The sequence below is a fragment of the Lysinibacillus agricola genome (genome assembly GCF_016638705.1).
GTDB classification, from domain to species: Bacteria; Bacillota; Bacilli; order Bacillales_A; family Planococcaceae; genus Lysinibacillus; species Lysinibacillus agricola.
Window position 1 is genome coordinate 3,138,983 of record NZ_CP067341.1, and the last position, 13,366, is coordinate 3,152,348.

Annotated in this window: 11 protein-coding genes and 1 pseudogene; 3 read left to right on the top strand and 9 right to left on the bottom strand. The window is 37.5% G+C overall.

Annotation, left to right across the window (positions count from 1 at the left end):
• Positions 1-467 precede the first annotated feature (467 nt).
• From FJQ98_RS15230 to FJQ98_RS15255, 7 genes and pseudogenes are all read right to left on the bottom strand, one after another.
• Complete coding sequence (locus FJQ98_RS15230) at positions 468-1,898, bottom strand: DHA2 family efflux MFS transporter permease subunit (protein ID WP_053597263.1); 1,431 nt, start codon at positions 1,896-1,898, stop codon at positions 468-470.
• A 124-nt stretch (positions 1,899-2,022) separates the two neighbouring features.
• Positions 2,023-2,508, bottom strand: a complete 486-nt coding sequence (locus tag FJQ98_RS15235) for a FecCD family ABC transporter permease (protein ID WP_053597264.1) — start codon at positions 2,506-2,508, stop codon at positions 2,023-2,025.
• 68 nt (positions 2,509-2,576) lie between these two features.
• Positions 2,577-2,770: pseudogene (locus FJQ98_RS26865) on the bottom strand (iron chelate uptake ABC transporter family permease subunit); the annotation flags it as partial.
• A 117-nt stretch (positions 2,771-2,887) separates the two neighbouring features.
• A complete protein-coding gene (locus FJQ98_RS15240; protein WP_053597265.1) occupies positions 2,888-3,880 on the bottom strand; it encodes an ABC transporter substrate-binding protein in 993 nt (330 codons plus the stop codon).
• On the bottom strand, positions 3,873-5,234 hold the full coding sequence (locus tag FJQ98_RS15245) for an NtaA/DmoA family FMN-dependent monooxygenase (protein WP_053597266.1): 1,362 nt from the start codon (positions 5,232-5,234) through the stop codon (positions 3,873-3,875). The genes FJQ98_RS15240 and FJQ98_RS15245 overlap by 8 nt, the downstream gene beginning before the upstream one ends.
• A 306-nt stretch (positions 5,235-5,540) precedes the next feature.
• On the bottom strand, positions 5,541-6,371 hold the full coding sequence (locus FJQ98_RS15250; protein WP_053597267.1) for an AraC family transcriptional regulator: 831 nt from the start codon (positions 6,369-6,371) through the stop codon (positions 5,541-5,543).
• A 670-nt stretch (positions 6,372-7,041) separates the two neighbouring features.
• Complete coding sequence (locus tag FJQ98_RS15255) at positions 7,042-7,263, bottom strand: transcriptional regulator (protein WP_053597268.1); 222 nt, start codon at positions 7,261-7,263, stop codon at positions 7,042-7,044.
• Positions 7,264-7,541: 278 nt separating this feature from the next.
• Between FJQ98_RS15255 and FJQ98_RS15260 the strand changes: the two genes are divergently transcribed.
• The 3 genes from FJQ98_RS15260 to FJQ98_RS15270 all read left to right on the top strand — a co-directional run bounded on the left by FJQ98_RS15260 (position 7,542) and on the right by FJQ98_RS15270 (position 9,700).
• Positions 7,542-8,225, top strand: a complete 684-nt coding sequence (locus FJQ98_RS15260; RefSeq protein ID WP_053597269.1) for a cupin domain-containing protein — start codon at positions 7,542-7,544, stop codon at positions 8,223-8,225.
• A 153-nt stretch (positions 8,226-8,378) separates the two neighbouring features.
• Positions 8,379-8,666, top strand: a complete 288-nt coding sequence (locus FJQ98_RS15265; protein ID WP_053597270.1) for a hypothetical protein — start codon at positions 8,379-8,381, stop codon at positions 8,664-8,666.
• Between the two features lie 548 nt (positions 8,667-9,214).
• The gene (locus FJQ98_RS15270) at positions 9,215-9,700 is read left to right on the top strand and encodes a DUF3231 family protein (protein WP_053597271.1); all 486 of its coding nucleotides are present in this window, start codon (positions 9,215-9,217) and stop codon (positions 9,698-9,700) included.
• A gap of 145 nt (positions 9,701-9,845) precedes the next feature.
• On the opposite strand, the gene FJQ98_RS15275 is transcribed toward FJQ98_RS15270, so the two are convergent.
• Positions 9,846-12,452, bottom strand: a complete 2,607-nt coding sequence (locus FJQ98_RS15275; protein WP_053597272.1) for a cation-translocating P-type ATPase — start codon at positions 12,450-12,452, stop codon at positions 9,846-9,848.
• Between the two features lie 562 nt (positions 12,453-13,014).
• The gene (locus FJQ98_RS15280; protein ID WP_053597273.1) at positions 13,015-13,296 is read right to left on the bottom strand and encodes a hypothetical protein; all 282 of its coding nucleotides are present in this window, start codon (positions 13,294-13,296) and stop codon (positions 13,015-13,017) included.
• Positions 13,297-13,366 lie beyond the last annotated feature (70 nt).

Here is a 13,366-nt window from a genome sequence, read left to right on the forward strand (position 1 = left end):
GCTATTGATTATCTTAATTATTTTGGTATACCTTTTCGTGATGACTCCATACTTTGAAATGTACATCATATTTACTAACTGATTGTGTTGCATCCCCTTTATTAACTGATCTTTCATTGTTTTTACTCCCTCCGCAACAAAAAGAACGTTCGTTCGTATATATTATACGCACAAACGTTCTTTTTTAGAAGTGGTAATTTTTAGATCAGTCTTTTTTATTGATCTAAAGCTGATTTATAGTCCTGTAATTCCCCAACATCTTGGGAGTTTCTCAATAGATTCCTACAGCTCTAATTCTTTCTAATACAAATGGTATTGTAAATTTTTAGAACTTACATGTTGAATTAACTGCATAATTGATTATCCTTATAACAGATTCACCAAAGATTTTGTTTGGTTAGGATTTACAACAATACAGAATTTGCAGATGTTTTTCTATTTTTATCCTTGCATTATGATGTCAGCTACTATTTAACGCGAGAAGATTTGATGAAGAAGGAAATAATTAAACCAACCATAGCTATAATTAGAGTGAATATAAAGGAGTCCTGTACTCCCGCTGTTAATGAAGCTCTAATTGAAGAAGGGTCAGATAGATCAGTCATATTGTTCATATATCTTTTCTGAGAAGCGGACATAATCGTAATCGCAACTGCAGTGCCAATTGCTCCCGACATTTGCTGTAATGTATTCATTAAAGCAGTACCATCTGGGTAAAGATTTTTAGGCAATTGATTTAGTCCATTTGTCTGAGCAGGCATCAAAACCATCGATACACCTAAAAATAGAATGGAGTGCATCACAATCACCATACTAACCGGCGTTTCAATGGTAACGTTTGACATGATCCATAACATGATAGGCATGATTGCAAATCCAGGTATAACAAGTCCTCTTGGTCCGAATTTGTCAAAGATACGACCTGTGATTGGGGACATTAATCCATTCAGCACACCACCTGGCAACAAAACAAGCCCCGCGGTAAATGCAGTCAATGCTAGTCCTGTTTGCAAATATAATGGCAACAAAATCATCGTGGACATTATTACCGTGAAGCAAATAAATACGGCCAATAAACCTAGAGTAAACATTGGATATTTTAATACACGTAAATCAAGCATCGGTTTATCCATTTTTAATTGTCGCAAAGAAAACAAGGTAAGTGCAGCAAGACCTATAATAATCATCGTGATCACAATCGTACTTCCCCAGCCATTCTCACCCGCGCTGCTAAAGCCATAGACAATTCCTCCAAAACCAATCGTAGATAGAATAATAGATAATAGATCAATTTTGGGTTTAGTTATGGTTGATACATTCTGCATATACACTATACCCGATATCAACGCAAGAATCAGAAAAGGCAAACAAACCCAGAAAATCCAATGCCAAGTCAGTTTTTCAAGAATTAATCCTGAGATTGAGGGTCCAACTGCGGGTGCAAACATAATGACTAACCCTATTAGTCCCATTGTTGCACCTCTCTTATTGACGGGAAAAATCAATAAGATCGAATTAAACATCAGAGGCAGCAATAATCCCGTACCTATAGCTTGAATCACTCGAGAAAACATTAATACTTCGAAGCTTGGTGCAAGAGCTGCGACTAGTGTCCCAATAATTGAAAAAATCAATGACACAATAAATATTTGACGTGTACTAAACCATTGAAGTAAGAGACCCGAGACAGGAACTAATATCCCCAAGGTCAATAAATAACCTGTTGTCAGCCATTGAACCGTGGAAGAACTAATAGAAAATACTTGTATTAAATCCCCGAGAGCCATGTTTAAAGCCGTTTCACTGAACAATCCAATGAAACCAGCAATTAAGAAAGAAATTAATATTGGAGTAGTTTTAATCACTTTTGTTTGCTGTGTTTCTACTGTTAATGACATAAATAATCCACCTAAAATTTTATTTTGTTATAAGCTTGTCGTTAGTCTTAGCAGATTAATTTTAATTGCAATTTCTTCTGCACTTCTTTTTTTGTACAACGAGTGGCTTCCTTCTCTCTTTACTCTACTTTCTTTTTTTAAACAACAGGTATACGAAATAAGGAACACCAATAACGGAGATCACAATGCCTACAGGCAGTTCAGCTGAAGCAAAGATCGTCTTTCCGATAAAATCCCCGACTAACACCATAAGCATGCCGATTGCTCCGCAGACAGGTATTACATATTTATAATGAATACCGACTAGTCTTCTAGCCATGTGAGGGGCAATTAAGCCAATAAATCCAACGCTTCCTGCTACAGATACACATGCGCTAACTAACCCGACGCAGCATAAAAGAAAAATCATTCTTTCCCGGTCTTTATTTAAACCTATTCCTATGGCTGATACCTCATCCAAATTTAATAGGTTAAGTCTGTGCGATTTCCACCAAATGATTGGCGTTAAAATTATTATCCATGGCAATGCCGTTAATATATGAATCCAAGTCGTACTATAAAGGCTGCCTGATAACCAAACAGTCGCCATTTCAAAATCTTGTGGGTCCATCTTTAATGAAATATAAAGAGTAATGACCCCAAAGCCTGAACTAAAGGCAATCCCTACTAAACAGCGGCCACGCCCATAATCGAAGGGGAGGCAAGATAAAATTTCTTGTCATCCCCTGCATTAAAGCTCCTGATACCGCCATGAAGGCGCCAACCAATAGCGCCCCTATCACACGCGGAAGGCGCGATGTTTGAATGATTAAATGCTCCATATTCTCTGAATCAAAATGAGAAAGTGCCTGTTACATCATTTCATAACTCATGGATTTCGAACCATAGAAAAGAGATACGATTATTGTCACACTGAACAGAATGCATAATACGACAATTAGAACAAACTTATGACTTAATAACGATTTATTCCTCCCTGCTCCATTCCATTACTTGTTCAGATACTTTTGCACACTTTCTAAAAACTTGATGCGACTATAAACAGGGCCTCCTTCCATAAGCGGATCAACCACGTTGACATATACGTGATCGAGTTTAAAGGCATTAATATTTTGGATAATTGGATTCTTCTTTAAGTCTTCGAATGCGTTTTCCGCATCTTTGTTATCAATCATAGAGAATTGCACAAACAAATAGTCTGGATTCATTTCCGCCAATTGCTCGACAGAGATCGCATCTTGCAATTTCGCCATGCCTATCTGTTCTGGCATTTCTAAACCAATGTCATTGTATAAAAAAGGGTTAAAGTCTACATTTTTCGCAAAAATGTAAGTTTGCCCTCCGCGAATACGAACAGTGGCTACTTTTTTACCTTGAAGCTTTTCTTTTAACGATGCTTTTACTGCTTGTGTATCTGTTTTATATTGGGATAGAATTTTTTCTGCCTCACCTTGCTTTCCAGTTAATTCACCCATTAATTTCAAATTGTCTTCCCAGTTTGTAGAAACGTGCGACACCAAAATAGTGGGAGCAATTTTTTGCAATTTCTCCACCACTCCTTTTGGGAACTTGGTTGAACCTAAAATAACGTCTGGCTCTAATTGCAATATCTTCTCCAAGTTAGGTTGTCTTTTTTCACCGATTGATTCCGCCTTGTCCGTTACCGAAGCAAACATTTCTGGAAACTTTCCGCCTACCGATATTGCCCCTACTGGATGAACGTCAAGCATTACCGCATCTTCCATTGCTTCCATAGCCCCAATCACAATTTTTTCTGCTTTTTGTGGAACGGTATACTGTTCACCGAGATACTCAATTGTTCTTGTTTCGCTTGTTCCTGTATTGTCCACTTGAGATTGCGCTGAATCTCCGTTGCTGCCGGAGGTTGAGCTTGATTTGCTCGGTTTGTCTCCTCCTCCACATGCAGCCAAAACAATCATGAATGATGCTATCAAACCAGCTAGTATAAACTTTTTATTCATTCTTCACCGGAACCCCTTTCAAAACAGTATCCCTATCATAATGATCAGTAGTATTAATCCCTAAATGCTCACGTAAGGTGATACCCGTATATTCATTTCTGAACAAACCTCTTTCAACCAATCGCGGCATCAGCTTTTCAAAAAATAGTTTCAAAGATTTTTCTGAACCACCCGGAATAGCTATAAATCCGTCAATAGCTCCAGCCTCAAATCGCTCAATTATATCGTTCAATACGTCTTCAACCGTTCCAACGGAAACCCAGTGAGCAGACCCGACAACCTCCGGCCTTGCTAATACCTCTTCTACTGTAGGCTGATGATTTGTAATATACCGGCGCAACAGCTCAGCATGTGTTCGGCTGCGGACTGGCTGATTCGGATCGGGAAGCATATCCGAAGTTACGGGACAATCCAATGCAAAGCTACTCAAATCAAGACCCAGTACTGATTTAAGCGATGCATGTCTGCGCTCAATAGTCAAATGTGCGTGTGCAGCCTTATGTAGTTCATGGGCTTCCTCACGAGTTTCCGCCAAGAAAAAATATAAACCTGGCAAAACTTTTATGGCGTCCGGATCGCGCCCATGCTCGATAGCTCTTCTTCTCAGATCATTTCGCAATTCCACTCCCGATTCAAGGTCTGGCATCGCTGCAAAAATAGCATCCGCTATTGAAGAGGCGAAATTTCGTCCTGTATCCGACGCACCTGCTTGAAATAAAGGAATTGGTCCCGATTTATGGGCAGGCAAAGTAAGTGGTCCCTTAACACTAAAAAACTCACCTGAATGATTAATTGGGGAAACCTTATCCTTATCAGAAAACATGCCTGACTCACGATCAATAACAATGGCTTCATTCGGAAAACTTTCCCAGAGTTTGCGTACAACCTCAGTAAATTCAATTGCTTTCGCATATCTTTCTTGAGGTGAAGGCATAGGTGACTCACTGAAATTTTCGGCCCCTTCAATAGAAGTGACAATATTCCAGCCAGCACGTCCATTGCTTAGCCAATGCAAAGACTGAAGCTGTCTAGCAACAACATACGGTGGATTAAAAGTCGTAGAAATAGTCGTTACTAGCCCAATCCGCTCGGTTTCACGAGCAATCGCTGCAAATATCATAGTAGGGTCAGGGCTACCAAAATTAGCGGAATCGCCAAGCATCTGTGGACTAACAAAAAGATAATCCGCCCTGAAAAGAAAATCTAGCTTTGACTTCTCCGCCATCTTTGCCAAATCAATATAAGGGTCAATTGAACCCATTTTTTCCACACCGCTGTCTGGGCGCCGCCAGTCGCCTCCTTTCAACCAAGCAGATAAGACTAAGCCAATACATAATTGTCTATTTACAGTCAATATTACCAATCCTTCCCATATAGTAAAAATAGTTTTGCGCCCATGAAATACTCTGATCAGATGTTACCTCTAAAAGGCTATTAATTAATAATGATTCTCATTATCGATTATAGTGTAGCAAGGTCTGTAACAAATGCAAATACACAAATCACAAATACTATATGTATTATTATCTAATCCGGGTTTGCTGAATGATGATTTAGCCGACATGAAGGATAGGGCTGGAAGAAAAGAATGAGCCAAAAGAGAAAAAGCCTGCACTCTAGGTTCATCACCAGTTGCAGGCGTAATATATAAATCAGTAACTCAATTTATATGATTATCTAATTTATGTATGTATGCGGAGGGAGACACACCAAATTTCTTTTTAAACACTCTACTGAAATATAGCGGATTGGCGTAACCGACACTAATAGCGATATCGTGGATGGGAAAATTGCTTACTTTAAGTAAGTCGCTCGCTCTTTCCATACGATAGTTGATAAGATAGTCGATTGGACGAAGCCCAGTATATTTGTGAAAGAAGTAGGAGAAGCGCTTAGGACTCATTGCATGCAGCTCCGCCAACTCGTCGAGTGTCAACGGATTCATATAGTGCCTGTGTATGTATGCAATAGCCTCCTCTATCACCCTTTCACTTGGAGAACTTCCACTCTCTCGATGCTTACATCCCACCAAAACTTGATGCATGACACTTAAAAATAACTCCTTAACACGAAGCTTTCCAATCCCTCTAAGTGTATTGGCATTCTGATGAAGCATGATAAGTAATTCTAGCACTCTCGGATTTGCTCCCGCTTCCAGTTTGAAATGAGAGTCGCATTCATGACCGCTATATACTTCGTCTAACTTGTCAAATCTATAAAACAGTAAATAGTACTCATACTCTGATTGACTTGTAACTTGCGCGTCCAGTTGCATGCCTGGAGCCACATGAATTACTGAGCCTGGATGTAACTCATAGACAGTTCCATTCACACTCATTCTACCCTCTCCACGAATTACAAAAAGAAATCCATGCCGGACAGCCCTAAATTCACTTAGTATACTTTTCGGCTGGATGACTAAACGGTGAACACCTTCTATATCATAGAAACCTCTAGCAAATATCTCGGCTAATTTATCCAAATCTATCATGATAATGCACCTGCTCCCTATCCAAATATTGTACATCTGGGTTACTTTCATTAATGCCAAACAACAAATCTATTTCTCTAGATATCAGCCTAACCGACTATTTGTTTGGGATCACTCAGGCTACACACAAGTATCCAATACATAATTGTCTATTTACAGTCAATATGGCTCCCATGAAATACTCTGATCAGATGTTGCCTAGAAGACTATTAATTAATAATGATTCTCATTATTAATTAATAGTCTAACAAGGTCTGCAACAAATGCAAATACACAAATCACAAATGCTATATGTATTATTATCTAATCTAGGTTTGCTGAATGATGATTTAGCCGATATAGTAAGAGCCTTGTTAACTTCAACATACAATTTCCAGTGTTTATTTTCTTCATCACATTGTATCTCTATTTAGTCAAAATCGTTAGTCCTTAAGGCTTGGTTTAATTTATCTCCTAAAAAAATACGAACATAAACGTCTATTTACCGTTTTGATTTTAAATTTCATCATTGGCGAGGTTGCCAGTACGATACTACCAGGCTGCTCAAAGTTACCAATAACTGCAATGAGGCTTTCAACACATCTAAACCTTCTAGCATGGCAATACAGCTTGCGTAAAAGCATTTCATGTCCATACAAAAAATATCCTTGCGCGGCAGATTTGTCGTAGTTCATATCACCCCACGCTTCCGATGCGTAACAGGCATTATTACTAGAACATTGTTAATAATAAACGTACGCTTTGCCTGCCTCGTAAAGCAAAATGCTGTAAACGAATCACCAACAATCTTTATGATTTTCACACGCCTTTTCGTAATGGCACCAGACTTGGCTACATACATCATGCTAACTACTTGTTGACGCTGCATTGCTTTTATTAACTGTTCTTTCATCCTAGTTGCTCCTTTTCGCTAGCTCTGTTATATGCCTGAGCTTTCCTTTCCTCCCATAAAAAATCAGATGAGTATAGCAGAGCTGTTTTTATCATAGAACAAATGTTCGTGAATTATTATACGCACGTATGTTTCTGATTAGAAGAGGTAATTTTATCAATTTTAAGGAGGCATTGAGAGGACAAATAAACTGGGCATTCGTGTAAGCCTAAAATAGCTTTGTACATATTCTGTGCTTAAGACATGTATTGAAAATTAAGTAGAGAAAGGATGTAAGTATTAGCTCAAATATTGACTATACTTCACCATCAACTCAGTTCACCTCTGATGTAAATGACAGCACTCTTTTTAAAAAAGATGATCGAAATTTTATAAATATTCTAAGTGTAGAACAATTAAATACGTTAGAAAATATATCTTTGCTTGATATTTTTCTAAGTAGAAATAAGGTGATAGAGCCTCACTATCATCAAAATGCAGCAGAACTTGTTTATTGTATTTCTGGTGCTGCCATTATTTCTATATTTAATCCCTTTACAAAAGAGATTAAAAACTATCCGCTCGAGCCTGGCCAAGTCGCCAATGTACCGCAAGGATGGTGGCATTATGAAATTGCTACTGAGAATGACACGCATTTACTGGCTATTTTTGATGCGCCAACTCCCGAAGTAATTTTAGGTTCAGATATATTGAAATTTACACCTTCCAACGTTATGGCTCACACGTATTGTTTAGATGAAACTCAGTGGAAGAAAACAATTGCGCCCATTGTGCCATCAACATATATTGGTCCACCTAAAGACTGCAACCGTGTAAAATCAACTTTGGAAAATCAAAAAGATCAAAAGGAGCAAAAAGATCCTCATCATAAACATAAAAATAAGTATAGACCTTCACAATTTATGAACCCATATCCGTCATATCAAAATCCATATATGAATCCTTATGGCTCATATTATTAAGCAACAGTCAAAAAACGAAAAAATCGTAATCGTTCATACGAGTGTATGACTCGACATCATAAGCTCTACACCTTTCATTGCATAAAAATAAATAAAAAGGAAAATCTATATGTTAAAGTCATAGCTTCGTTATTACTAAAAGAGGTGTAGAAAATGGAATTATTCCCAGTGATCCATACAAATTTTTGGGATGCTGTAATAGCCGTTCCAGCTGTGTTACTTATTACACAGCTAATTAAGGTATTTATGCATGTTCAGCCTAAATATGTTCCCGCGATCGCCCTTGCTATTGGCTTGATTATTTCTATCTTCATTAGCCATAGACATAATCTTATCGCAGGAATATTTATGGGCTTTTTTTATGGTTACGCAGCTATTGGAAACTTTGCTGCATTAAAGACAACTATTAATAGCTTTAAAAGGAAGAAATTAAAGGAATAAACCTTTCAGCTTATCTACAAAATAAATAAAGTGTAACAATAAGCAAAAGTTGATTTTCACTCCGAGTTGGGGCTTTCAGCGCAAGCTAATCCCGCAGGAGTCGCCACTCTCCGTGAAAAATTAACAGCTCCTCATCTTTAGTAGACAAGCTGAAGCGAAATAGCATTATAATTTTGATTAAACCGTCAAAAATTCAGAATTATTAAACCTTCATGCAGACTTATACAATCAGGAGTAGCGTTGTCTACAATCTGACAGGAATACGTATTGTGATGAATTCATTTTTAAATGAAGACTTTGAAGATTTATCGGAACAAAATCTCATTTTATCGGAACAATTTTAGCTTTTATCGGAATATTTTCTCGTTTTATCGGAACAATTTCAGTTTTTATCAACACTATGAGCGACTCATCGGACACCCCCTGGAAAACGCAATCACCCCTACGTTACGATTGTCAGACCCTTTTATTGTAAAAAATGATTAGAATTTCATTTGTCAGCACATCCTAATCTCATAATTAATGAACAAGAATTAGGATGTGTAATTATGGAATTGGCAAATGGGAATCTAGCAACATTACGATTTAAGGAAATTTTTAAGCTTTGGACACAGCTCGGCGTCAATAATGGCTATATTGCTTCAAATCATGCATTTTTTAAGCACGCCGTTGATAAAAAATTGAAGGCTATTATCGCGGATTTTGTGAAATGTTTAAAAGAAGAAAATAAACACCTAACAGCATTATTAAAGGAAAATGGGGTACTTGCTCCTACTACATCAATCGACTACAGACAGTTAAAAATGGGCAATATCCGAGGAAAAAAAGCCATTAATGATACAGAAATCAGCACTATCTTATCAATGAATATAGCTTCTTCGGTTATTTCAGTCAGTCAAGCTTTAGCAATGTCTGTTAAGAAGAAGCATACTGCAAAATATGGTGAACTTCATATGAGGTATGCCATACTGGGAGCAAAGCTAATACGACTCAGTAATGACAAAGGCTGGTTACTGGCTCCTACAACAATTTAGTGTTACAAAAAGGCTGAGACAACTTAAAAAGCGCGAGAAATCAATTTTAGAAACGTTGATTTCTCGCGCTTTTTCTGATGTGGAATTTTTTAATTTTGCTTTAAAAATATACTTATGCCCCAGCCTCTTAAATATTTTTCCCTCATTATCGACTTCTCACAAACAACAGCTTATACCACTGATTCACGATGAACGGTAGCACAGACAGGGCATAAATAAAGCCTAATTGTGCGGTACTTAATGTGGCCACTTCAAACACACCTGTAAGCATTGGAATAAACAATACTGCGTGTAAACTTAAAAAACCGATTAAGAATGCAAGCCAAGTGTATTTATTCGAAAATAGTCCAATGGCGAAGATAGATTCTTTAGATCTGGAGTTGAAGCCGTGCACTAATCGTGACAAGCATAATGTTGTAAATGCCATAGTGCTCGCCGTTAGAGTATCACCCGTTGACAATCCGATTTCAAAGGCGACAGTTGTAGAAATGGCAATTAGTAATCCTTCGAGCACCACTTGAGTAGTAAATGCTTTATTTAATAGTGGTGTATGAATATTTCGAGGCTTGTCCTTCATTGTCTTTTTATTGTTCGGCTCTAGACCGATGGCAATTGCCGGTAAACTATCTGTTAGTAAGTTAATAAATAATAGATGCACAGGCGCAAAAGGAACTGGTAAGCCTAATATTGTTGCATATAAAACAACAAAAATGGCACCTGCATTCCCAGATAATAAGAACAAAATAGCGTTTTTAATATTCGTATAAATACTCCTACCGTTTGCAATAGCCTTCACAATCGTTGAAAAATTATCATCCGTTAGTATCATAGAGGAGGCATCCTTCGCGACCTCTGTGCCGGTAACGCCCATTGCCACACCAATGTCGGACTGTTTTAGCGCAGGGCCATCATTAACACCATCTCCTGTCATGGCGACGACATGCCCTTTTTCTTGCCACGCTTTCACGATACGAATTTTTTGAACCGGTGTTACTCGAGCATAAACAGAAAAATCGTTAACCTTTTCTTGAAGCTGCTGATCTGTTAAGCCTTCTATTTCATGCCCTTCAATCGCTTCAGAGGGATCATTTAAAATCCCGATTTGATTGGCAATAGCCGTTGCCGTAATTTTATGATCCCCTGTAATCATCACCGGTTTGATACCAGCTTTTATACATTTTTCAACCGCTCCTTTAGATTCTTGTCTTGGAGGATCCATCATCGCGACTAAACCAACAAAGATTAAATCTTTTTCAGCCCTTACATCGATTGCTTGATGTCCCCTTATCTCTTTGTAGGCAACTGCTAGCACCCTTAACCCATTCATAGAAAATTCACGATTTACTGCTTCGATTTTTTGGCGTTGTTGTTTTGTTATATTGAATATACCTTTTGACGTTTCGACTTTTATAATTTTAGGCAGAAGGACATCTAATGCTCCTTTTGTAATCATAATAGATTGTTGATTGATAGTATTGACAGTACTCATGAGCTTTCTATCTGAATCAAAAGGGATTTCGGCCACTCTTGGATAATAATCTCTTACCAGCAATTCGTCAAAATCATATTGCTTCCCTAATTTTATGAGTGCAACCTCAGTAGGATCACCGATTTCCTTACCGTCCCTTTCCACAGCATCACTACATAATATTGCCTTTAACATAAGGTCTTTCTCAACTGCATTTTCAGTGTATAGCTGATCATGCGGAATCACTTTTTCATCCACATAGACCTCTTGAACAACCATTTTATTTTCAGTTAATGTTCCTGTTTTATCTGAACAAATGACAGATACACTTCCAAGACTTTCAACAGCATATAACTTTCGAATAATGGCATTTTGCTTTGCCATCTTTTGTGTCCCAAAAGCTAGCACAATGGTAACAATCGAACTTAATGCTTCTGGAATTGCTGCCACGGCAAGTGAAACAGCAAACATAAACGATTCTACAAGCGCACGTCCTCTAATAAGGTCAATCACGAAAATAGCTAAACAGATTAACGTAATCCCTAAAGCTAATTTTTCTCCGAAATGATCTAAACTTACTTGTAAAGGTGTTTTCTTCTCTTTCGCAGTATCGAGTAAATTGGCAATTTTGCCGATTTCAGTCTGCATTCCGATAGCTGTAACCATGACAATACCACGACCAGTTGTCACAAAACTTCCAGAGTAGACCATGTTCTTTTTATCACCAACGGTTACATTGCTTTCCTTGATAGGATCGATACTTTTCGCTACAGCAATTGATTCACCTGTCAGCGAGCTTTCATTGATATGCAAATTATGGCTTTCTAATAATCTCCCATCTGCATTTATATAATCGCCAGCCTCCAAATAAAGAAGATCTCCAACGACTATATCTCCAGAAGAAATCTCTATGAGCTGATTATTTCGCATTACTTTGGCAATTGGAGAGGTTAAGGCTTTTAAATTATCCAAAGACTGTTCTGCCTTGACATGCTGTACAGTGCCTAGGATAGCGTTCAATATGACGACAATCATAATCACGACGGTGCTTCCTACTTCTCCTAATAAAAATGAAACGAAAGCAGCGATGATTAAAATAATGACTAATAAATCTTTAAACTGCCCAAAGAAAACGGCGAATGCACTTGTTTTTTTCCCTTCCTCTAATACATTATAGCCGTATACTTCTTGCCTCTTTTGAACGTCATAATCACTCAATCCTTGATCTGTCACGTTCAAAGTTTTCATCACTTCAGCTGATGATTGTTGATGATATTCTGACATTCGATTCCCCCTCCATTTGAAATTATTAGACAATCATGCCGATTAAGTAACTCACAGCATCTACACTATCCTGATTTCTCACTGACTAAATTCAGGAGAAAATGCTGTTATTAGTTAATAAGTTAGATTCCCATCAGTAGACCCCTTTGAATTATCTATCTTAGGCAGAGAGAAACTTATATATCCTAAAAATAGTATTGAATCATCAGACTCTCTATCTACTCGAGCCCTAAAAATACTTTAACTACAACAATCTATTCCTTGTCCTATTCCAGTATGATAATAATCGATATAGAAATTAATTATTTGTTTAATAGGTGAACATATAATACAAAATGAAACTTTAATCAGAGAGGATTTTCTTCATCGCCCTCTGTCACCAATCGGGCTTTTATGGGCCGTTAATGCGGGATAAATTCGCGATGACGATTAAGCCATATTGGTCACAATAATCTGCTCTTGCTAGCTATAACCACTAAAAAAGACATTTGGAATATGGCTACTCCAAATGCCTTTGTCACATGCATAGACTCCCAAATAGGCCAGTCCTACAATTATTTTATTATTTCTCTTTATTCGCTACTAATAAATAATCGAGTGCACTCATTCTAGTAAGTTTATGAGTAAATTTTATAGCATCAGCTTGAGAATCAAACAAAAAGTTTTCGAGTTCGTCTGTTGGTATATAGTGATCAGCGATTTTTCGTTTTAGTTTTCGTACAGATAAAGTGTGTGAATCCTCTTCATATAAAATAATAGCACCCACATTCCTATAAAGCGTCTGATCAATCGTTGCGACAACTTTTACATTCGAACCTTTAAATTCTGTTAAATCTATCTGCATGTATTTACCAACCTCCTCTAAACTTACATTCTATCTCTAGCTATCATTGTCCTTCTTTTTCAGTAGTTTT

Coding starts and splice junctions, on each gene's coding strand:
- FJQ98_RS15265 (WP_053597270.1), top strand. CDS start 8,379: ATGGAATTATTCCCAGTGATCCATACAAATTTTTGGGATGCTGTAATA.
- FJQ98_RS15255 (WP_053597268.1), bottom strand. CDS start 7,263: ATGAAAGAACAGTTAATAAAAGCAATGCAGCGTCAACAAGTAGTTAGC.
- FJQ98_RS15240 (WP_053597265.1), bottom strand. CDS start 3,880: ATGAATAAAAAGTTTATACTAGCTGGTTTGATAGCATCATTCATGATT.
- FJQ98_RS15250 (WP_053597267.1), bottom strand. CDS start 6,371: ATGATAGATTTGGATAAATTAGCCGAGATATTTGCTAGAGGTTTCTAT.
- FJQ98_RS15270 (WP_053597271.1), top strand. CDS start 9,215: ATGGAATTGGCAAATGGGAATCTAGCAACATTACGATTTAAGGAAATT.
- FJQ98_RS15230 (WP_053597263.1), bottom strand. CDS start 1,898: ATGTCATTAACAGTAGAAACACAGCAAACAAAAGTGATTAAAACTACT.
- FJQ98_RS15235 (WP_053597264.1), bottom strand. CDS start 2,508: ATGGACCCACAAGATTTTGAAATGGCGACTGTTTGGTTATCAGGCAGC.
- FJQ98_RS15280 (WP_053597273.1), bottom strand. CDS start 13,296: ATGCAGATAGATTTAACAGAATTTAAAGGTTCGAATGTAAAAGTTGTC.
- FJQ98_RS15275 (WP_053597272.1), bottom strand. CDS start 12,452: ATGTCAGAATATCATCAACAATCATCAGCTGAAGTGATGAAAACTTTG.